Here is a 19,911-nt window from a genome sequence, read left to right on the forward strand (position 1 = left end):
CCCCGCGCTGGGCTGCGAAGCAGCCCCAATCAGGCTCCCTGTGTTCTGTCAGGTAAACCGCAGCGCCTGGTTTTGGGTCTGCTTCGCAGCCCCGCGCGGGGCAAGCCCGCTCACCACAGCAAGCCCGCTCGCCACTGGTTACTGTTTGCCCGTTCTATCTCTCAACTGATCAGCATTAGGGCAAGCCCCCTCCCACTTTTGGTTGTTTTTCACTTGAGGGTTGACGGCCAGGCGAATGACGAATACTGTACATAAACACAGTGTTTAAGCGCTGATCAACCAGGATGGCAACATCAGCCACGCCAAACACTGTGTGCAAGTTAATGGATTAACTTAATGCACAGGCTCGTTATACCGAGCCGTTTTATTGATAGAGAGGGAACTCATGTCCTATCCAGAAAGCAAACTCACCGGCTTGACCGGTTTCGCCCTCGCGGCAAAAGTCACTGGCGGCTGGTCCGGTCCTGTGGTCAGTATCACCACCCTGGATCAACTCAAGGCCAATATTGGCGACACCACCCCACGGGTATTGGTGATCAACAGTAATATCTCGGCGTCGAGCCTGACCAAAGTCAACTTGGGCGCCAACAAGACCCTGATCGGTTCGTTCCAGAACCGCACGTTGGAGAATATTCACCTGCGTGCAACCGCGCAGTCGCAGAACATTATTCTGCAGAATATTATCTTCAAGCATTCGGCGAGCATTAAGGCCAATGACGATATTCAGGTCTACCTGAACTACGGCAGCAAGTACTGGATTGACCATTGCTCGTTTGTCGGTCACAGCTGGTCCACCACTGACGGCAGTGAAGATAAACTGCTGTATATCGGTGAAAAAGCCGATTATGCCACCATCAGCAACTGCTTCTTTGGCAGCCACAAGTACGGGCTGATCTTCGGTCACCCAGCGGATGATAATAAGGCAGAGTTCAACGGTTATCCGCGCCTGACGTTGTGCCATAACCGCTTCGACAATATGGAAGTGCGCGCACCCGGCTTGATGCGCTATGGTTATTTCCATGTGTATAACAACTACATCAATAACTTCCACCTCGGTTTTACCCTGGCGCAGAACGCCAATATCCTGTCTGAAAGTAACTATTTTGGCGAGGGCAGCCAAAACAAAGGCATGTTGGATGACAAAGGCACCGGGACGTTCACGGATACAAACAGTGTGCCGCCGATCACCAACCAGAAGTCGCCCAAAGCACAATGGACGGCCAGTTCCAACTACGCCTATACCTTGAAGACTGCGGCGCAAGCCAAGGACTTCACCCAGAAGAATGCCGGTGCCCAGGCTGCGGCGCTGGTATTCGGTAGTTGATTAGCTAGCTTTCTACTGAGCTGTCATTTATTGCAAGTGCCACTGTATTTATATCAAGGATATAAATACAGTGATGGCCTTTGTAATATAAATAATTCTTCATGTTGCGATAAGCAAGTGCCCATGTTAAACCTTGGTGCGCACTTGCAGAGCCAACTATCTCTTGCTCTTTCAGTCAGTATTAAGTTGCTGGCTGTTCGGTGCTATTTAATCTTCGCTTGTCACTTAAGCGTCAGCAAAAGGACATCATCATGAAACATGCGAATCACGCACCCACTCGCTGGACACGGGCCGATGCGCTGAAAGTTAATGAAAATGACCCGACGACGACACAGCCGTTAGTGAGTCCTGACTTTCCTGTCATGAGTGACACGGTCTTTATCTGGGACACCATGCCCTTGCGTGAACTCGATGGCACGGTGGTATCGGTGGATGGCTGGTCGGTGATCTTCACCCTGACCGCCGACCGTCGCCCCCATGATCCACAATTCATCAATGCCGATGGCCGTTACGACATCAAGCGCGATTGGGAAGACCGTCATGGTCATGCGCGGATCTGCTACTGGTATTCGCGCACCGGCAAGGACTGGATCTTCGGCGGCCGTGTCATGGCCGAAGGGGTTTCGCCGACCACCCGTGAATGGGCGGGCACGCCGATTCTGTTGAATAACAACGGTGACATCGACCTGTACTACACCTGCGTCACGCCGGGTGCCACGATTGCCAAGGTCCGAGGCCAGGTCATTACGTCGGACACCGGTGTCACCCTCCAGGGCTTTGATCAGGTCAAGTCGTTGTTCGACGCCGACGGCACCTATTATCAAACCGAAGCGCAGAATGCGACCTGGAACTTTCGCGATCCCAGCCCCTTTATCGATCCCGTCGATGGCAAGTTGTACATGGTGTTCGAAGGCAATGTCGCCGGTGAGCGCGGCACTCACGAAGTGGGCCCGAACGAGCTGGGCCTGGTGCCGCCGGGGCACGAGGACGTGGGCGGTGCCCGCTACCAGGTGGGCTGCATCGGCATCGCCGTGGCCAAGGACCTCAACGGTGACGAGTGGGAAATCCTGCCGCCACTGGTCACGGCCGTTGGCGTGAACGACCAGACCGAACGGCCGCACTATGTGTTCCAGGACAACAAGTACTACCTGTTCACCATCAGCCACAAGTTCACCTATGCCGATGGCGTGACGGGGCCGGATGGCGTCTATGGGTTTGTCAGCGATCATCTGTTCGGGCCCTATACGCCGATGAACGCGTCCGGGCTGGTCCTCGGCAATCCGCCGTCGCAGCCGTTCCAGACGTATTCCCACTGCGTGATGCCCAACGGCCTGGTGACGTCGTTTATCGACAGCGTGCCCACCACCGGCGATGACTATCGCATCGGCGGCACCGAGGCGCCGACGGTCAGGATCGTGTTGAAGGGCGATCGTTCGTTTGTGCAGGAGGCTTATGACTATGGCTACATTCCGGCGATGCGGGATGTGGTGTTGAGCCAGTGACCGCAGTGCAAAACCCAGCCTGAATTCATCAGGTAGGTGGGAGGGGGCTTGCCCCCTCCCACTTTTTTTGACCGCATTTCAGCCTGCCTTCAAGGCTCAAGTCCTCGCCCACCTGGCCGATACAGGCACTAGCACCACGAGTGATCCCGAACGCGTAGGTGCACGCCTGGTCGTCGCTCAGGTCAACGAATAAAAATCAAAAGGGGTGGCCATGACCATATTGCAGCGTGTGATCGGCGGGTTTGCGGTGTTGGTGCTGTTACTGCTAGTCATGGCGGGGATCAGTTATCAGAACACCCAGTCCATCAGCAGTCGCTTGAACATTATCACCGGCGAGTCGGCACCCTTGAGCCGGGCCGCCAGTGAGCTATACGTGCACATCCTGCGCGCCAACCAGGCGTTGCTGGCCCTTCAGATCAGCACCGACCCCAAGCAGATCGAGGACGGCAAGCGACCGTTCACCGAGAGCATCGCCCAGTTCAATCAATTGCTCGACAGCACCGTTGCCTATACGGGCGAGCATGAGGCGCTGCGCGCGAACCTGGCGCAGCAGCGCCAACAGGTAGCGGCCTACGCCGAACAGGCGCAGGCGCTGATGGCGTCCCACGTGCAACACGTGCAGCAATTGGCGCTGACGCGGCAACTGCAAGGCTACAGCAGTGCACAGGCGATACAGCTGACCAGCTATCTGCGCGATTACATTGCCCATGCACGCAGTGTCGGCGAACCGCAACAGGTGGCCGCAGCGGAAAAGCTGCTGTTGGAGGTCAACAAATCCTACGATGGCTTCGCGGCTCATACCGTCACGCCGGCCATTGATAAATTACAGCGTGTGCTCAATCTCCAGGACGAAGTGATCAGCACCCGGGCCCAGGCCCTGGCGGCGATTGACCCCAGGGTCGGGCGGATTGCCGGCGTCATGGTCAATCGCCTGCTGAGTGACCTGACCGCCCCTGACGGCCTGTTCCAGGCTTATCAGGTGGAGGCAAAACTGGCCGCGCAGGTGCAGCAGCAACGCAGTGCGGTTGACGCGGCGCTGAAAGCCACCCTTGACAGGATTGGCGAGTTCGGCAGCCAGTCCCTGGAGGTCGCCAACCAGGCCAGCCAGTCGGCCAATGCCACCATCGGCACCAGCCGCAGCTTGCTGTTGATCGCGTGTGTGCTGGCGGTGCTGGCGGCGGTGGCGATTGGTACCTGGGTCGCCTTCAGCCTGCGGCGTCCGCTGGCGGCGTTTCGCGAAGTCCTCAAGACGCTTACTGCGGGAGACATGCGGGTCAGTTTCGATGTCAGCCGTAAAGACGAATTCGGTGAGTTGGGCGGTTACCTGAACGAACTGACCACGGCCCTGCGCAAAACCTTCCGTGAATTGATCGGCTCTGCCGATGCGCTGGCCGTTACCGCAGGCAGCAACGCCCTGAACAGCGAGCAGACCACCCGGGTGGTGGATGAGCAGAAGGACCGCCTGCAATCGGCAGCCTCGGCCATGACGCAGATGGAAAGCACGGTCGAAGAGGTGGCCCGGCGTGCGCAGGACACCCGCCAGGCCGTGGACGACACGAGTGAACTTACGCACAAGGTGCAGGCGCGTGTGGCCGAGACCATCGTCAACATTCGCCAGCAGGCCGACCAGGTGAACAAGGCCACGCAGGTGACCGATGAGTTGCAGAAGTACGGACAGAATATCGAGGGCATTGTTGTCGCCATTCGCACCATTGCGGAACAGACCAACCTGCTCGCCCTGAATGCGGCGATCGAAGCGGCCCGTGCCGGCGAGCAGGGACGCGGTTTTGCGGTGGTGGCCGATGAAGTGCGCTCCCTGGCCAGCCGTACCCAGACCTCGACCAGCGAAATCCAGGACATGATCGGGCTCATGCAGGAAAAGATTCACTCGGTGGTGCACGTGATGAACGAAAGCCAGGCGCAGTCCACCCAGTGCGTGTCCCTGGCCTCGGGCGCGGGTGACTTGCTGCTGTCGATGAGCGACTCGGTCGACAGTATCCGCGACATGAATATCCAGATCGCCGCCGCCACCGAGGAGCAGAGCGCCACGGTGCAGGAAACCAGTCGGATGGTCATCCAGATCAACGATTCGGCCCAGCAGACGGCAGACGGCGCCGAGCAGTCCGCCATCAGCAGCCACGAGCTGTCGGACATGGCCAAGGTGCAGCGCGAGCTGCTCCATCATTTCAGCGTTTGAGCCGCGGGAGTCAGAACATGAAAGCATGGTTAATCCTCGCCTTGGGGGCGACGCTGTTCATTCCGGGCCCAGCCCAGGCCGCCACGCCCTTGCTGGGTGTAGGCATGGCAAAGTACGACGATAACTTCCAGACCCTGCTGCGCAACGGGGTGCAGCAACAGGCCAGCGTCATGAACGCAGACATCTTTATGGAGAACGGGCAGGACAGCGTCGATTTGCAGATGCGCCAATTCCGCAACCTGGTCAATTCCAAGGTGGATGCGATCATCGTCGCGATGGTCGACGGCAAAAGTGCGGCGCAGATGATGCAGCTGGCCTCGGATGCAAAGATCCCGCTGGTGTTCGTCAACCGCAACCCGAACCCGCAAAAGTGGCCGGCGCAGACCGCGTTTGTCGGCTCCAACGAGCTGGAGTCGGGTACTTTGCAGATGGAAGAGCTGGCGCGCCGCGCCGGTTACAAGGGCAACGTGGTGATTCTGGTGGGCGACCCCGCCAACGCGTCCTCCTTGATGCGCACCGAGGACGTGGAAAAAGTCGTCGCCAAATACCCCGATATGAAAGTCGTACAGAAAAAAGTCGGTAACTGGGAGCGTAGCCAGGCCGCCACGATTGTCATTGACTGGGTCAAGCAGGGCGTCGATTTTTCGATCATCGCGGCCAATAACGATGAAATGGCGATCGGCGCGATCATGGGGCTGGAAAAGGCCGGCAAGCAGGCCAAGGACTACTGGGTCGGCGGCATCGACGGCACACCGGACGGCTTGAAATTGATGGCTGAGGGCAAGATGGCGGTCAGCGTGTTCCAGGATGCCGCCGGCCAGGCCGGCGGCGCAGTGGACACCGCACTGCGCCTGGTACGCGGCGAGGTGCTGGAGTCGGCGGTGGTCTGGGTGCCGTTCAAGTTGATTACGCCTGAGAATCGCCAGGCGTTTGAATAGCACTGAGCACCTCGATCCAACCTTGGAATGCAGTCAAATGTGCTCAGGCAGGGGTATTGGTGAGCTTGGCATGGTACTGACCGATCATGCGAACCACCCGCCTGGCAATCAGAACACCCACCACAGGCGCGAGTGCAAACACCCCAAACAGCCACACCGCAGCGCTTGCGGTGCCTTCGACACCGCCGGGTTCAGTGAGGCCGGCGACGTTCGCGACCATGCCCGCCAGTGCCGCGCCAAACGCGGTAGCGAACAGCTGCACGGTGGTAATCGACGCGCTGGCAAGGTCCTGCTCACCGGCCGGCGCCACCTGGAACACCCGGGTCAGCAAGTGCGGCCAAGCCAGCCCCACGCCCAACCCAATCAGGATAAGCGCCAGGCAGATCGGTGTGAGCGTCTGCCCGCTGCCGTTGCTTTCGACGGGCATCAAGATGGCCAGCGCCACCATGCCCACCACGCCCAGGATCGGCCCGGCCAGGATCGCCCGTCGAATGTTGCTGCCCGTCACACCCGCGCTGGCGATTGACCCCAGCGTCCAGCCAGCCGCCATCAATGCCGCCAGATAACCGGCCACCAGCGGCGACTGGTGGTGCAGGACTTGAAGAAACAGCGGCACGAAGATTTCGCCACTGGTCACGGCCACCGCCAGCAATGACATCGTCGCGTACAGCGCGCCGAGCGCAGTGGTGATCCGAAACGCTCCGGCGGGCAACAGTCGATGGCGGGCGCGGCTTTCCGTGACGATCAGCAGCGCGGTAAACACCGCCGCCACGGCCAGCCCCAGCATGTTCAGGGGCAGGGTGGACGAGACACTGCCGGCCGACACCGCCAGTACCGCCGCCGTCAGCAGCACCAGTTGGGCGAGTGGCAACGGGGTCGGCGCAGCGCTCTCGGTGCTGCGCCTGGGCAGGACCGCCGCCGCCAGCACCGCGAATAACCCGGCCACCGGAATCAACGACCAGAACGCCGCGCGCCATATGCCCAGCTCGGCAAACACTCCGCCCACCGCTGGCCCGACCAGCGTCGCCACGCCCCACATCCCCGACACCAACGCCATCGCGCGCGGCCACAGGCTTTCATCGAACACCAACCGAATCATCGCGTAGGACAGCGCGAACAAGAACCCACCACCCAGTCCCTGCACCAACCGCCCCACGAGCATCACCGGCATGGACGGCGCAAACGCACAGGCCAAGGCCCCGCCGGCGAACACCAGGCTGGCGACCAGGTACGCCGCACGCGGCCCGAGGCTGCCAAGCAGGCGCGCCGACAATGCCGAGCCGAGGATCGAGGCGGCGACAAATAACGTGGTGTTCCATGCGTAGTAGTCGATGCCGCCGATGTCCTGGACCACTGACGGCAGAATCGTGGTGGCGATGTACACGTTGATCGCATGCAGCACCACGCCGCCTGCCAGTGCGAGCGAACGTACGCCGTTGGCACCGGACAACAGCGCGGCCCAGTTGGAGGGGGAGGGTTGAGGTGTGTCCATGCAGGCTCCGATTCAAAGGACTGAAGGCTTGCCAAGGCAAGCCGACACCCTTTATAAAACCTCATGTTTAGATGAGGTCAAGAGCTGGATGGAAGCGAAAATCGATGTGCGCATCCCCCTCGGCGTGGGCGAATTGGCCCGCCGCAGCGGCGTGACCGTGGCCACGGTGCATTTCTACGAAGCCAAGGGGTTGATTCACGCACAACGCAGCGCGGGCAATCAGCGTCGCTATCAGCGTGACGTACTGCGCCGGATCGCGGTGATCAAGGTCGCGCAGCGCGCGGGCATTCCGTTGGCGACTATCAAGGACGCGTTGGACGAACTGCCTTCAGGACGGCCGTTGACGGCCAAGGACTGGACCCAACTCTCCACACGCTGGCGCGACCTGTTGAGTGAGCGTATCAACAGCCTCACTCAACTGCGCGACCAACTCGATGGCTGTATCGGCTGTGGATGCCTGTCCCTGGATGATTGCCCGTTGCGCAATCCGGGGGATCAGTTGGGACGGCTGGGGGATGGGGCCGTGTTGCTCGGGAAGTGAGGCAGTCAGCGCCGACCCGTGCGTGTACTCACATCCACCCACACCGCCAACACCAGGATGCTGCCCTTCACAATCATCTGCCAGTAACTGTCCACGTCCAGCATCGACATGCCGTTATCCAGGCTGGTAATCACCAATGCCCCGAGCAAAGCGCCATACACCGTGCCCGAGCCGCCGCGCATCGACGTACCCCCAATAAAGCACGCAGCGATGGCATCCAGCTCACCCATATTGCCCGCCGACGGTGAGCCCGCCGCCAGGCGCGCGGTATTGACCAGGCCGGCGAGGGCGCACATCACGCCCATGATGCCGAAGATCCACAGTTTCACCGCCTGCACGTTGATGCCTGACAGGCGCGTGGCTTCCATGTTGCTGCCCACCGCGTAGACGCGGCGGCCGAACACGGTCTGGCTGGTGACGTAGCTGAACACGCCGAGCAGCACCAGCAACAGCAGCACCGGTACGGGGATGCCGTCGTAGCTGTTGAGGGTGGTGACAAACCCGGCGAGCACCGCGCCGATCACCCCCACGCGCAGCACATCGCGCATCAGGGCGTGCGGTGCCAAGCCATGCAGCGCGCGGTTGCGCCGTTGTCTCCAGGTCAAAAACAGAGTCAGGGCAAACAGCAAGACCCCAAGGCCAACCCCCACCGAATGCGGCAAATACCCCTGGCCTACATACACCAGCGACGGCGACACCGGCGCGATGGTGGTGCCGCCGGTGATCCCCAGCAGGATCCCGCGAAACGCCAGCATGCCGCCGAGGCCAACGATAAACGACGGAATGCGCAGGTAAGCGGTCATGTAGCCGTTGGCCAAACCGATCATCAAGCCGCACAACGCCACCAGGCTGAGGTTGGCCAGCAGCGGAATGTGATAGACCACATCCAGGATCGCTGCGAGCCCGCCCAACAGTCCCAGCAACGAACCCACCGACAAATCGATCTCACCGCTGATGATCACCAGCACCATGCCGCACGCCAGGATGCCGGTGATCGACATCTGCCGCAGCAGGTTGGATAGGTTGCGCGGGGTGAGGAAGCCGCCCTCGGTCTGCCAGCTGAAAAACAGCCAGATAAACGCCACGGCGATCACCAGTGCGAGCATTTTGTAGCGAGTGAACAGCTGTTTGACCTGATTCATCTACGCGGTTTTCCGATTGTTATTGTTTTGGCTGAGCGCGGCGGCGAGCACCTGTTCCTGGGTGAGCCCCTCGTTGATGAAGTCGCCACGCAACTGGCCGTCGCCGATGACCAGCACGCGGTTGGACACGCCGAGCACTTCGGCCAATTCCGAGGAAACCATGATAATCGACACGCCTTCTGCCGCCAGCGCGCCCATCAGTTTGTAGATCTCATACTTGGCGCCCACATCCACCCCGCGTGTGGGCTCGTCGAGGATCAGCACCTTGGGCTTGGTCATCAGCATTTTCGCCAGCACAGCCTTTTGCTGATTGCCACCGGACAGGCTGGTGATCGGCAGGAACGGGCTGGCGGTCTTGAGGTGCATGCGTGCGATCTGCTGGTCGATGCTGCCCAGTTCGGCCTCGGCATCGATGCGGGTCAGGTGGGAATAGGTGTCGAGCACCGCCAACGTGATGTTCTGGCCCACGCCCAGGTCAGGGATGATGCCCTGGCGCTTGCGGTCCTCGGGCACCATGCACAGCCCGGCGCGGATCGATTTGAGCGGCGTGCGCGTGTCGATCACCTGGCCGTCGAGCCACACCTCGGCGCTGTAGCGGCCGGGGTAGGCGCCGAACAACGCCGACACCAGCTCCGTACGCCCGGCGCCCACCAGCCCGGCTATGCCGAGGATTTCGCCGCGCTTGAGCACAAAGGAAATATCGTCGACGCGCTTGCGCTGGGGGTTGTCGACGTCATAGCAGGTGACGTTGCGCGCTTCGAAAATCACCTCGCCGATGGCACGGGGCTCGGTGGGGTAGAGGTTGCTCATTTCCCGCCCGACCATCTGCGTGATGATCTGTGGGATGTCCATGTCGGCCATGGCCGTGGTCGCGATGTGCTTGCCATCGCGGATCACCGCGATGGTGTCGCACACGGCCGCCACTTCATCGAGCTTATGGGAGATGTACACGCAGGCCACGCCCTTGGCCTTGAGGCCGCGGATGATGTCGAGCAGTACCTCGATTTCCGAGCGGGTCAGGGCCGAGGAAGGCTCGTCGAGGATCAGCAGGCGCGCCTGTTTGTTCAGGGCCTTGGCGATTTCCACCAGTTGCTGGTAGCCGCCGCCGTACTGTGACACCGGCAGCGCGACGTTCATGTCCGGCACCTTGAGCTCGCGCATCAACGCTTCGGCGCGGTGCAGCATCGCCGGGTAGTTCATGCGCCCGCCGGGCAGGGTCAGCTCGTGGCCCATGAAGATGTTCTCGGCCACCGACAGGTCGGGCACCAGGGTCAGTTCCTGGTGAATGATGACGATACCGGCGGCCTCGGTTTCGCTGATGGACTGGGCCCTGAGCGGTTGCCCGTCCCAGAGGATTTCCCCCTCCCAGGTGCCATGGGGGTAGACCGCCGACAGCACCTTCATCAGGGTGGATTTACCGGCACCGTTCTCGCCGCACAGGCCGACACATTCCCCCGGCCGTACCTTGATGTCGATGCCGTTCAGCGCGTGGACACCGCCAAAGGTTTTGACGATGCCGTTCATTTGCAGCAGGTAGTCGGACATACCATGGCTCACACACAGGACTGACGACATGACTGTAGGAGCGAGCTTGCTCGCGAAAAACGCCAAGTCACCGCGTTTATTCAGGCTTTCCGCGTTTTCGTTCGCGATCTTCGCTGGCAAGCCAGCGCCTACAGGCCGATCTGCTCTTTGGTATAGAACCCGTCCTTTTCCAACAGGTCGATATTGGCCTTGGTCAGCGGGGTCGGGGTGAGCAGGATGGTGTCGACTTTCTTGCTGCCATTGTCGTACTGCGAGCTGTAGGTGGGCTTCTCGTTACGCGCCAGTTGCACCGAGAGCTTGGCGGCTTCGGTGGCGATCAGCTTGAGCGGCTTGTACACGGTCATGGTCTGGGTACCGTCGATCACGCGCTTGACGGCGGCGAGGTCGGCGTCCTGGCCGGAGATCGGCACCTTGCCCGCCAGCTTCTGCGCGGCCAGGGCCTGGATCGCACCGCCGGCGGTGGCGTCGTTGGAGGCGACGATGGCGTCGATCTTGTTGCTGTTGCGGGTCAGGGCGTTCTCGACGATGCTCAGGGCTTCCGTGGGGTTCCATTCCTTGACCCACTGCTGGCCGACAATCTTGATGTCGCCCTTGTCTATGGCCGGTTGCAGCACCTTCATCTGGCCTTCGCGCAGCACCTTGGCGTTGTTGTCGGTGGGCGCGCCGCCGAGCAGGAAGTAATTGCCCTTGGGCGCCGCTTGCAGCACGCCGTTGGCCTGCATCTCGCCGACTTTTTCGTTATCGAAGGAAATGTACGCATCGATGTCCGCGTTGAGAATCAGGCGGTCGTATGACACCACCTTGATCCCGGCTTTCTTGGCTTCGGCGACCGCGTTGGTCAGCACGGTGGCGTTGAACGGCACGATCACGATCACATCGACGCCCCGGGAGATCAGGTTTTCGATCTGCGAAATCTGCTTCTGCTCGTTGGCATCGGCGGACTGCACAAAGACCTTGGCATCGAGTTTTTCTGCGGCGGCGACGAAGTAGTCACGATCCCGGGACCAGCGTTCCAGACGCAGGTCGTCGATGGAAAAACCGATTTTCGGGTGGGCGGAGTCGGCCATCACCGGCAGGGCGAGCAGGGCCAGGGCGGTGGCGAGCAGGGTACGTTTGAATGACTTCATGGTGGTGCGTCCTTTTATTGTTGTTGGAAAGACACTGGGTGAAGACTCTAGGCGAACACTGTAGGTGTGGCTAACCGGTGTGTTGTGGCAAGCCGGGCTTTTGTGGTGAACAGGACTTTTGTGGTGAATGGGTTTGGTGTGGTGAGCGGGCTTGCCCCGCGCTGGGGCGCGAAGCGGCCCCATTGCAGGCGATGTGTTTTTAGCTGACACACCGAGGTGCCTGGGTTTGGGGCTGCTTCGCGCCCCAGCGCGGGGCAAGCCCGCTCACCACAACAAGCCCGCTCACCACAATAACCCCCCCTCACCACACCAACCCCACTCATCACAACAAACGCAATCACCACACGGTCACCGATAAATAAACCGGTTGACCACCCCCTCCAGCATCTCCTGGCGACCACTCACGGCCTGCGGGTTCAGTTCGTGGGCAAACGCATGTTCGGCCAGTGACTCCAGGCTGAACTCACCGGCCAGCACGGCCTGGCCCAGCGGCTGCTGCCAGCCGGCATAGCGCTGGTCCTTGAACTGCTGTAACTGGTCGTTCTGCACCATCGCCGCCGCACGTTCGAGCGCCAGGGCGAGTACATCCATGGCGGCGACATGGCCGTGGAACAGGTCGATCTCGTCCAGGCTCTGGCGGCGGACCTTGGAGTCGAAATTGTAGCCGCCATTCTTGAAGCCACCGGCCTTGAGGATTTCATAGGTGGCGAGGGTCATCTCCTCGACGCTGTTGGGGAATTGGTCGGTGTCCCAGCCGTTCTGCGGGTCGCCACGGTTGGCGTCGATGCTGCCGAAGATGCCCAGGGACACGGCCGTGGCAATCTCATGGTGGAAGCTGTGCCCGGCCAGGGTGGCGTGGTTGGCCTCGATGTTCACCTTGATCTCGTGTTCCAGGCCGTACTCATGCAAAAAGCCGAACACCGTGGCGCTGTCGTAGTCGTACTGGTGCTTGGTCGGCTCCTGGGGCTTGGGCTCGATCAGCAGGTCGCCCTTGAAGCCGATCTTGTGCTTGTGCTCCACCACCATGCGCATAAAGCGCCCGAGCTGTTCGCGCTCGCGCTTGAGGTCGGTGTTGAGCAGGGTTTCATAACCTTCACGGCCGCCCCACAGCACATAGTTGGCGCCCTTGAGCCGCAGCGTGGCGTTCATCGCGCTGAACACCTGGGCGGCGGCATAGGCGAACACCTCCGGGTCTGGGTTACTGGCGGCACCGGCGGCAAAACGCGGGTTGCTGAAGCAGTTGGCGGTGCCCCACAGCAACTTGATGCCGGTCTGTTCCTGATGGCGCTCCAGGTGGTCGACCATCTGCGCGAAGTGGTTGCGGTACTCCTTGATCGAACTGCCTTCCGGCGCCACATCGGTGTCGTGAAAACTGTAGTAGTCGATGCCCAGCTTGGAGAAAAACTCGAAGGCCGCCTCAGCCTTGCCGATGGCCACGTCCATGGGCTCGCCACTGCGCTGCCACGGCCGCTTGAAGGTACCCATGCCGAACATATCGGCGCCAGGCCACACGAAGGTGTGCCAATAACACGCGGCCATGCGCAGGTGCTCGCGCATCGGTTTGCCGAGGACCAGTTTGTTGGCGTCGTAATGGCGAAAGGCGAGGGGGGCATCGCTGCTGGGGCCTTCGAAGCGAACCTTCTCGACACCGGGGAAGTACAGCATGGCGTTTTCCTTATTGTTCTTGGCGGTGTCTGGATACTAGCAACGGCTCCTGGCCCGCTGATTATGAAAATCACCAAGGTGTAGTGCGATTTTGAGTGGTGGGGGCTAGTCTGTTGCCACAGGCCCCAGGATAAAAACAATGAAAACCCTACCGCCCGTCCACCGCATCGCCCTGTTGTTCAACGGCAGCAAAATCTACGACCGCGGCATCATCGCCGGCATCGGCAATTACCTGAGCAGCACGCGCGCGTCCTGGGATTTGTTCCTCGAGGAGGATTTTCTCTGTCGCCTGCGCGGTATCGAGCGCTGGCAGGGCGACGGCATCATTGCCGACTTCGACGACCCGCTGATCGGCGAAGCGTTGGCCGACAGCACGTTGCCGGTGGTGGCGGTGGGTGGCTCGTATGAAGACGCGCGCGCTTATCCCAAGGGCATTCCCTACGTGGCCACCGACAACCATGAGTTGATGAAGCTGGCGTACGAGCACCTGATCGAGGCCGGGCTGACCCGATTTGCCTGTTTCAGCCTGCCCGAGGCCCAGGCCAATCGCTGGGCCCAGGAGCGTGAAAAAGCCTTTCGCCGCCTGCTGCAACGCGATGGTCTGCACGTCGAGGTGTATCGCGGCCTGGGCACCAGCGCGCCGTTGTGGGACAGCGCGGTGGAACAGCAGATTGCCTGGCTGCACAGCCTGCCCAAGCCCATCGGCATCATCGCCGTCACCGACGCCCGCGCCCGACAACTGCTGCAAGCCTGCCTCACCGCCGGCATCGCCGTGCCGGAGCAAGTCGCATTGATCGGCATCGACAATGACCCCCTGACCCGCACCCTCACGCGCGTGCCGCTGAGTTCGGTGATCCAGGGCACGGAAACCATGGGGCGCACGGCCGCCGCCTTGCTGCACCAGATGCTGCACGGCAAACCGTGCGTGGGCACGCAGGTCCTGGTGCCGCCGGAGGCGATCAATGTGCAGGCCTCCAGCTTGCATCAACCCTTGGGTAATCCGTACGTGATGCAGGCGCTGCTGTTTATCCGCCAGTACGCCTGCCAGGGCATCAAGACCGCGCAGGTGGCGGCCTATGTCGGCGTGTCGCGCTCCTCCCTGGAAGCGCACTTTCGCAAGGTGCGCGGCTGCAGCGTGCATGACGAGATCCTGCGTTTCAAACTCGCCGCCGCCGCCAAGGGCCTGGAAAGCCACGAACTGGCGATTGCCGATATTGCCGCCAAGTGCGGCTTCAAGTCGGCGCAGTACCTGCATACGGTGTTTCGTCGCGAGTTTGGTTGTACGCCGCGGGAGTACCAGCAGGGCTAAAAGAGTAATCCCAGCAAGGAGGCTTTGACGGCAGCTTGGGTTTTGTTGTGGGCCTGGAGTTTGCGCATGGCATTGGCCAGATGAAACTTCACGGTTCCTGTGTCGATGTTGAGGATCAGGCTGATCTCGATATAGGTTTTGCCGATGGCCGTCCACCTCAAGGTCTCTTTTTCCCGTGCGGTCAGGGGGCGGTGAATTTCTGGCAGGCATTTGTCGGAGAAGAAGCGTGTCATCGATTCGTGCGCCAACTGCGTCAACCAGGTCAACTTGTTCTCGATGTGCTCAAGTTCAGTCGCTGAAATGCATTCACTGGAGCGCGATACCGAGAGTAAACCAATCGCGTCAGGGCCGCGTTGCGAAGACAGGCACCAGCCATGGTTGAGCTGGTAATGGCGCGCCTCCTCCCAGAAGGCCTGGTGCTGTTGTTGCTGTTGTGCGGCGGACCAGTGCAGCGGGATGGAGCGGGTCAGGCCGTGGGCAACGGTGGGGTCTTGGGAGAAGTAATTTTCGCTGACATACTTCTTTTCCCAAGCGCCTGGGTAGTTCGAAATCAGCACATATTGCGATGTGGCCAACGGGATTTTCAGTCCGTAAGAACAGAACTCGAAGCCCAGGTTGGACGTTATCGTATGAATTTTATTGAATAGTTCATGTTCGGTCATGCAGCCGGATACGGCTTCTATCAAGGTTTCTCGCCATTCTTTCACCGATCGTCCCTTCCATGGTCGGCACCCGTTACAGACGGGAGCGCGCCGATTATACCGCTTGTGCGCGTGACGGAGGGCGCGCGGTTGAACGCGATCGACCTGCCCATTCGGGCAGCTACTCAAAACGCCGCAGGTTTGTTGTACTTGCATGGATAATGCTGACGAGGTTCGAGAAGCCCCGTTAACCAAGCTCAGAGATTCAGGTAAAGCGGGTAATTTATGATTGCGTTGGCCCGAGGGTTGTTGGTGTTGCTGTGGATCGTGTTGAGCTTTCCGTTCTTGTGCCTCTACATGTTGATCAACACCTCAAAGAATAGAAATCTGTACGTGGCCTGCCGGGCCTATTCGGTGATCAATAAAATCTTCCGGGTGCGTGTCGATGTTCGTGGCTTTGACAGCGTTCCCACCACCCGGCCTTACATCTATGTGGCCAACCACCACTGCAACTATGACGTGTTGATCGTGGCGCATGCGCTCAACCCCGGCACGGTAATCGTCGGTAAACAGTCGCTCAAGTGGCTGCCACTGGTGGGGCAGTTGTATTGGCTGACCGGTAGTCTGTTCATTGACAGGAACAGCCCACGGGCATCCATCGGCAGTTTGCGCAAGATCGCCAAGCGGGTTGTCGCAGAGAATACTTCGCTGTGGATCTTTCCCGAGGGCACTCGAAACCATGGCGGGGAGATGCAGCCTTTCAAGAGTGGGGCGTTTCGGATTGCCAAGGATATCGGGGTTGGGATCATTCCCGTCACGATCAGCCCGGCGGTCAACCATATCGCCTACAACGCCTTGCGCAGCACCGACGTCAGCATCATCGCCCACCCGCCCATTGAGGCCGAGGAGGTGGTTGCGATGAGTGCCAAACAGCTGGCCAATCACGCCCGAAAGATTATCGCCAAGTCGATTCCACTGGGTTAGCCGTCGCAAACCGGGGGGGACCATCCGCCGATTTGCGCACGGGCGAGTCAGAACATCGCCTTGACCTGCAATCCCGGCACCAGCGCACTGTCGATGTTATCCCCCGGAAATGTCCCCGGCTCGATGATCAAAGATCATTCCCACGCTCCTGCGTGGGAATGCAGCCCGTGACGCTTCGCGTCACCTGTGCGCAGTAGCCGAAACTTGCAGCGCTCACCATGTGGGAGGGGGGCAAGTCGAATCGTCGCACCGCCCCTCCCACATTTTTAACGCGTTCAGGCAGTTGCTTTTGCGGGTTTCAGGCAGTCGATGGAGCGATCCACGGTGGTCTTTGCAATTTCCAGCAAATGCCACACGGCCAGAATCTTCGCCCGTTCGGGGTTTGGTAGCAGGTCACCGCAATCCAGCGCCGTGGCGGAAGCGCTGTCGAGCAAGCTGGCGGTGTAAAGCAGGGCGTCTTCGAAGCTCAGGTCTTCGTTGACCGAGTGGAGGCCTTGGGTGGGTAGGTAGTGGTCGATGGCGCGGTTGAAGGCGGCGCGGTCTTTGGCGGGGTCGTGGGATGGATCGGGGATAACTTTATTCATGGTGTACCTTCGCGTTGGATGAGAGGCCTACACCCTTCGCGACTAAACGAGGGTGGCGGCTGTACGCAGGTTAGTCGACCGGCTCCAACGCGAAAATACCGGCGCACCCGAAGGTGCCCTGCGCACAGCCACCATAAAACTCATGGAGGACCATGCACGCGTTGGAAGGTCAGGCGACTAAACCCGATCACTGATTTGGCAGTGACGGACCGCAGACTAGCCAGCGATTCCAACAGGCACAAGGCGGCAGGGATTGTCTAGGAAACGTCCTGCAATTAAAAGCGAGCCGACTTGCTGGCCCTTTACAAACCATGACCAAATGCCACTAACGATGCCGCTCACCTATTGAAATGCAGGCGATGTGGGAGGGGGCTAGTTGCTGATGCCGGAGCGCGGTGCAGGGGCACCGCGCGGACAGAGGGGTTATGGCAGGGCGTAGGCGATCACATAGTCGCCACGGTCGGTGGACTGGCGCGCACCGCCGGCGGTGACGACGATGTACTGCTTGCCGGTTTTCGGCGACACGTAGGTCATCGGGCCGCCCTGGCTGCCGACGGGCAGGCGGGCCTTCCAGATTTCATCGCCGTTGCCGCTGTTGAAGGCGCGCAGGTAGAAGTCCTGGGTGCCGGCGATAAAGATCAGGCCGCCCTGGGTCGACAGCGTGCCGCCGAGGGTCGGCAGGCCGATCCTGATCGGCAGGTGCATGCGGATGCCCAGGGGGCCGGTGTCTTCAACGGTGCCCACCGGCACTTGCCACGCGACTTTCTGGGTCTTCATATCGATGGCGGTGAGGGTGCCGAACGGCGGCGCCTGGCACGGAATGCCGGCCACCGACAGGAAGCGGTTTTTGTTCACCGCATACGGCGTGCCCTTGAGCGGGACCGCGCCCATGCCGGTGTTCAGCGCTTCGCCACCGGACGAGGACTGGGCCTTGTTCTGCGACGGCAGCATCTGGATCCACAGGCCCAGGCGCATGTCGTTGACGAAGATAAAACCGTGCACCGGGTCGGTGGAAATGCTGCCCCAGTTCATGCCGCCCAGGGACCCCGGGAAGCTCAGGGATTTATCGGTGCCCGGCGCGGTGTACAGGCCGTCGTAGCGCATGCCCTTGAAGTCGATGCGGCACAGCAACTGGTCGTACGGGGTGGCGCCCCACATGTCCGACTCGCTCAGGGTCTGCGCGCCGATCTGCGGCATGCCCACAGACTTGGGCTGGGTCGGCGAGTAGGGTTCGTTGGGGATGTTCGCGGCTTTGACCGGGACTTCCTTGACCTCGGTCAGCGGCTGTCCGGTGGCGCGGTCGAGTACATAGATCTGCCCGGCCTTGGTGCCGATTACCACTGCGGGTACCGCCTTGTCACTGCCCGGTGGGGTGAAGTCGATCAGGCTCGGTTGCATCGGCAGGTCGAAGTCCCACAGGTCATTGTGGACGGTCTGGTACACCCACTTTTCAGCACCGGTAGAGGCATCCAGCGCCAATACCGAAGCGCCGTATTTGTGGTTGAGCTGAGTGCGTTCCACACCGTAGATGTCGGTGGACGAGCTGCCCATCGGCAGGAAGACCGTGTTCATCAACGGGTCGTAGGACATCGGCGCCCAGCTGTTCGGTGTACTGCGCACGTAGGTCTTGTCGCCGGTCGGGGCCTGTTTGTCTTCCGGGTTGCCCGGGTCGAAGGCCCAGCGCATTTGCCCGCTGATCACATCGAAGCCACGGATCACACCGCCGGGCATGTCGGTTTGGACGTTATCCGCGACGCGACCACCGACCACCACGGTGGTGCCGGCGACCAACGGTGCGGACGACAGCTGGTAGTAGCTGTCCGGCACATTGCCCAGGCCGGCTTTCAGGTCCACCTGGCCATGGGTGCCGAAGTCTTCGCAGAATTTGCCGGTGTCGGCATCCACGGCGATCAGCCGTGCATCGATGGTGTTGGTCAGCAAGCGACGCTGGCACTGCGCACCGGCGGGAACGCTGGCGGCGATGATCGGCGAGCTGTTGGGCTGGGTCGGCTGGGCAATCGGCGCGGTGGCGTCGAAATACGCCATGCCCCGGCAACGCTGCCACACCGCCGACTTGGCGTTGACTGCGTTCTTCCACAGCTCTTTGCCGGTGTCGGCGTCGAGGGCGATCAGGTTGTTGTGGGGCGTGCAGATAAACACTTTGTTGCCGATCTGCAGGGGCGTCAGCTGGTCTTCGGCACCGTTGCCGTCGCTGAGGGCCACGTCACCGGTGTGATAGGTCCAGGCCACCTTGAGCTTGTCGACAGTGTCGCGGTTGATCTGGTCCAGCGCGGCGAAGCGGCTGCCCCCTTCGGTGTTGCCGTAGTGGGCCCAGTCTTTCTGCGCGTCGGCCGCGGCCACGGGCGTGATGCCTGGGCCCGCACCGGTCGGGGCGACGCTGGGGTGGGCGACAAACATATTGCCCGCCGCCACCGCCACGCCCACCGCCAACACGGCGGCAACGCCATAGGCACCGCGCGCGGGCCGGCCGGCCAGCAGCGGATACACCAGCGCCACCACCAGGCCGATGGCCGCAAACATGAACAGCCGCGAGAACAGCGGCCAGAACACCAGGCCCACATCCGCCACCGCCCAGATGGCCGTGCCGATCAGGAACGCGGCGAACAACCATGCACCGGCGGTGTTGCGCCGGGCAATCAACAGGCCGGAAACCGCCATGGCCACGCCGCCGATCAGGAAGTACCAGGAACCGCCGAGGCTCACCAGTTTGGCGCCGCCAACGGCCAGCGCGAGGCCGAGCAGGGCGATGATTACGCCCAGGCCCAGGAGTAGGAATCTAGAGACGCCTGTGGCGCGCGATGCTCGTTTCATGTCGAAAGGACTCGAGTGAGAGAGGGCAAAGACGCGATTTTAGCAATATAAGTAACCAGATAGTACATTTTGCCGTGTGCACAGCGAT

Annotated in this window: 15 protein-coding genes and 1 pseudogene; 8 read left to right on the forward strand and 8 right to left on the reverse strand. The window is 60.9% G+C overall.

Going from position 1 to position 19,911, the window contains the following annotated elements; all coding sequences use genetic code 11:
• The first annotated feature begins 385 nt into the window (after positions 1-385).
• The 5 genes and pseudogenes from PspCFBP13509_RS30385 to PspCFBP13509_RS30400 all read left to right on the forward strand — a co-directional run bounded on the left by PspCFBP13509_RS30385 (position 386) and on the right by PspCFBP13509_RS30400 (position 5,961).
• Entirely contained in the window at positions 386-1,324 is a 939-nt protein-coding gene (locus PspCFBP13509_RS30385; RefSeq protein ID WP_053139574.1) for a pectate lyase family protein, read from the forward strand.
• A gap of 251 nt (positions 1,325-1,575) precedes the next feature.
• Positions 1,576-2,826 (forward strand): glycoside hydrolase family 68 protein, encoded by a 1,251-nt coding sequence (locus tag PspCFBP13509_RS30390; RefSeq protein ID WP_065926252.1) that lies wholly within the window; start codon positions 1,576-1,578, stop codon positions 2,824-2,826.
• 919 nt (positions 2,827-3,745) lie between these two features.
• Positions 3,746-4,165, forward strand: a pseudogene (locus tag PspCFBP13509_RS32335) (HAMP domain-containing protein); the annotation flags it as partial.
• A 102-nt stretch (positions 4,166-4,267) separates the two neighbouring features.
• Positions 4,268-5,023, forward strand: a complete 756-nt coding sequence (locus PspCFBP13509_RS32340; protein ID WP_370671265.1) for a methyl-accepting chemotaxis protein — start codon at positions 4,268-4,270, stop codon at positions 5,021-5,023.
• A 17-nt stretch (positions 5,024-5,040) separates the two neighbouring features.
• Positions 5,041-5,961 (forward strand): substrate-binding domain-containing protein, encoded by a 921-nt coding sequence (locus PspCFBP13509_RS30400; protein ID WP_065947963.1) that lies wholly within the window; start codon positions 5,041-5,043, stop codon positions 5,959-5,961.
• A 43-nt stretch (positions 5,962-6,004) separates the two neighbouring features.
• Here PspCFBP13509_RS30400 and PspCFBP13509_RS30405 read toward each other — a convergent pair whose 3' ends face one another.
• Positions 6,005-7,453: an MFS transporter gene (locus tag PspCFBP13509_RS30405; RefSeq protein ID WP_137213123.1), complete on the reverse strand. Its 1,449-nt coding sequence runs from the start codon at positions 7,451-7,453 to the stop codon at positions 6,005-6,007.
• An 88-nt stretch (positions 7,454-7,541) separates the two neighbouring features.
• Between PspCFBP13509_RS30405 and soxR the strand changes: the two genes are divergently transcribed.
• The gene (gene soxR / locus PspCFBP13509_RS30410) at positions 7,542-7,994 is read left to right on the forward strand and encodes a redox-sensitive transcriptional activator SoxR (RefSeq protein WP_065926256.1); all 453 of its coding nucleotides are present in this window, start codon (positions 7,542-7,544) and stop codon (positions 7,992-7,994) included.
• 5 nt (positions 7,995-7,999) lie between these two features.
• Here the strand turns inward: soxR and PspCFBP13509_RS30415 are convergent, their stop codons facing one another.
• The 4 genes from PspCFBP13509_RS30415 to xylA form a co-directional block, all read right to left on the reverse strand.
• Positions 8,000-9,136, reverse strand: a complete 1,137-nt coding sequence (locus PspCFBP13509_RS30415) for a sugar ABC transporter permease (protein ID WP_027603558.1) — start codon at positions 9,134-9,136, stop codon at positions 8,000-8,002.
• Complete coding sequence (gene xylG / locus PspCFBP13509_RS30420) at positions 9,137-10,681, reverse strand: D-xylose ABC transporter ATP-binding protein (protein ID WP_137213124.1); 1,545 nt, start codon at positions 10,679-10,681, stop codon at positions 9,137-9,139.
• Between the two features lie 128 nt (positions 10,682-10,809).
• Positions 10,810-11,808 carry a D-xylose ABC transporter substrate-binding protein gene (gene xylF, locus PspCFBP13509_RS30425; protein WP_065926258.1) on the reverse strand — a complete coding sequence of 333 codons (999 nt, stop codon included), beginning with the start codon at positions 11,806-11,808 and terminating at the stop codon, positions 10,810-10,812.
• A 348-nt stretch (positions 11,809-12,156) separates the two neighbouring features.
• A complete protein-coding gene (gene xylA, locus PspCFBP13509_RS30430) occupies positions 12,157-13,473 on the reverse strand; it encodes a xylose isomerase (RefSeq protein WP_137213125.1) in 1,317 nt (438 codons plus the stop codon).
• A gap of 139 nt (positions 13,474-13,612) precedes the next feature.
• Here xylA and PspCFBP13509_RS30435 point away from each other — a divergent pair, with 139 nt between their 5' ends.
• Positions 13,613-14,782, forward strand: coding sequence for a XylR family transcriptional regulator (locus PspCFBP13509_RS30435; RefSeq protein ID WP_137213126.1), 1,170 nt, complete (start codon positions 13,613-13,615; stop codon positions 14,780-14,782).
• On the opposite strand, the gene PspCFBP13509_RS30440 is transcribed toward PspCFBP13509_RS30435, so the two are convergent.
• Entirely contained in the window at positions 14,779-15,489 is a 711-nt protein-coding gene (locus PspCFBP13509_RS30440) for an autoinducer binding domain-containing protein (RefSeq protein WP_074846021.1), read from the reverse strand. The genes PspCFBP13509_RS30435 and PspCFBP13509_RS30440 overlap by 4 nt on opposite strands.
• A gap of 219 nt (positions 15,490-15,708) precedes the next feature.
• Here PspCFBP13509_RS30440 and PspCFBP13509_RS30445 point away from each other — a divergent pair, with 219 nt between their 5' ends.
• A complete protein-coding gene (locus PspCFBP13509_RS30445; RefSeq protein WP_137213128.1) occupies positions 15,709-16,407 on the forward strand; it encodes a lysophospholipid acyltransferase family protein in 699 nt (232 codons plus the stop codon).
• A 275-nt stretch (positions 16,408-16,682) separates the two neighbouring features.
• Here PspCFBP13509_RS30445 and PspCFBP13509_RS30450 read toward each other — a convergent pair whose 3' ends face one another.
• Both PspCFBP13509_RS30450 and PspCFBP13509_RS30455 read right to left on the reverse strand, forming a co-directional pair.
• Positions 16,683-16,991 (reverse strand): DUF6124 family protein, encoded by a 309-nt coding sequence (locus tag PspCFBP13509_RS30450; protein WP_065926263.1) that lies wholly within the window; start codon positions 16,989-16,991, stop codon positions 16,683-16,685.
• A gap of 423 nt (positions 16,992-17,414) precedes the next feature.
• Entirely contained in the window at positions 17,415-19,823 is a 2,409-nt protein-coding gene (locus PspCFBP13509_RS30455; RefSeq protein ID WP_137213129.1) for a glucose/quinate/shikimate family membrane-bound PQQ-dependent dehydrogenase, read from the reverse strand.
• Positions 19,824-19,911 lie beyond the last annotated feature (88 nt).

Origin of the sequence: Pseudomonas sp. CFBP13509 (assembly GCF_005233485.1) — a bacterium.
In the GTDB taxonomy this organism is placed as follows: Bacteria; Pseudomonadota; Gammaproteobacteria; order Pseudomonadales; family Pseudomonadaceae; genus Aquipseudomonas; species Aquipseudomonas marginalis.

What these genes read in the sequence shown, in the direction of transcription:
- PspCFBP13509_RS30385 (WP_053139574.1), top strand. Translation starts at nt 386, where the DNA reads ATGTCCTATCCAGAAAGCAAACTCACCGGCTTGACCGGTTTCGCCCTC.
- PspCFBP13509_RS30390 (WP_065926252.1), top strand. Translation starts at nt 1,576, where the DNA reads ATGAAACATGCGAATCACGCACCCACTCGCTGGACACGGGCCGATGCG.
- PspCFBP13509_RS30400 (WP_065947963.1), top strand. Translation starts at nt 5,041, where the DNA reads ATGAAAGCATGGTTAATCCTCGCCTTGGGGGCGACGCTGTTCATTCCG.
- PspCFBP13509_RS30405 (WP_137213123.1), bottom strand. Translation starts at nt 7,453, where the DNA reads ATGGACACACCTCAACCCTCCCCCTCCAACTGGGCCGCGCTGTTGTCC.
- soxR (WP_065926256.1), top strand. Translation starts at nt 7,542, where the DNA reads ATGGAAGCGAAAATCGATGTGCGCATCCCCCTCGGCGTGGGCGAATTG.
- PspCFBP13509_RS30415 (WP_027603558.1), bottom strand. Translation starts at nt 9,136, where the DNA reads ATGAATCAGGTCAAACAGCTGTTCACTCGCTACAAAATGCTCGCACTG.
- xylG (WP_137213124.1), bottom strand. Translation starts at nt 10,681, where the DNA reads ATGTCCGACTACCTGCTGCAAATGAACGGCATCGTCAAAACCTTTGGC.
- xylF (WP_065926258.1), bottom strand. Translation starts at nt 11,808, where the DNA reads ATGAAGTCATTCAAACGTACCCTGCTCGCCACCGCCCTGGCCCTGCTC.
- xylA (WP_137213125.1), bottom strand. Translation starts at nt 13,473, where the DNA reads ATGCTGTACTTCCCCGGTGTCGAGAAGGTTCGCTTCGAAGGCCCCAGC.
- PspCFBP13509_RS30435 (WP_137213126.1), top strand. Translation starts at nt 13,613, where the DNA reads ATGAAAACCCTACCGCCCGTCCACCGCATCGCCCTGTTGTTCAACGGC.
- PspCFBP13509_RS30445 (WP_137213128.1), top strand. Translation starts at nt 15,709, where the DNA reads ATGATTGCGTTGGCCCGAGGGTTGTTGGTGTTGCTGTGGATCGTGTTG.
- PspCFBP13509_RS30450 (WP_065926263.1), bottom strand. Translation starts at nt 16,991, where the DNA reads ATGAATAAAGTTATCCCCGATCCATCCCACGACCCCGCCAAAGACCGC.
- PspCFBP13509_RS30455 (WP_137213129.1), bottom strand. Translation starts at nt 19,823, where the DNA reads ATGAAACGAGCATCGCGCGCCACAGGCGTCTCTAGATTCCTACTCCTG.